General features: G+C 47.7%; 1 protein-coding gene. It reads right to left on the minus strand.

Features of this window, described 5'->3' with window-relative positions:
• Nucleotides 1–37: 37 nt before the first annotated feature.
• A complete protein-coding gene (locus R7Z77_RS27875) occupies nucleotides 38–463 on the minus strand; it encodes a hypothetical protein (RefSeq protein WP_025546108.1) in 426 nt (141 codons plus the stop codon).
• Nucleotides 464–545 lie beyond the last annotated feature (82 nt).

Below are 545 nucleotides of genomic sequence, written 5' to 3' on the forward strand. Positions count from 1 at the left end.
CGAGAAAGAGAGACCAATTGCGGCTCATAATGATTCCTTATCTTTGCATTTTGATGGCGGGATAGATGGTGGATTGTCCGTCGGTCAGTTCTCCGACCCACGTCATCGATTCTTGAGTGCAAACGGGCAACACGACTTCGCCAGAGTATTTTCCAGGTGCTATTTTCTTGAGGAGAAACTTCGGCTTGCCCATTTCCATTTCTCTTCCTGAAAGGCTCAGAACCAACTGCTCTGCGTCACTTTTGTTCCATTCGACATCGAATTTAGCAGGAATAAGGGGCTGAGCATTATCGACATTGAGTGTCATGGTGACACCTTGTTGGACACATGCCGTTGTCGAGAGCAGGCAGTACTCATCAAGTGGTTTGACTGTCGAGGAAGAAGAGAAACTCTTGAGCAGCGTCGGGGCGTAGAATCCCGCAACGAGTGCGACCGCAATGGCGGCAATTTTTAACACTTTCATTAAGGTTCAGCATTTATCACTTAACATTAACCGCATCGTAGCACACATGTGTAACTCGCCAAGGCGTCTCCTCGACAATTTG

The organism is Vibrio sp. 1401 (genome assembly GCF_033340295.1).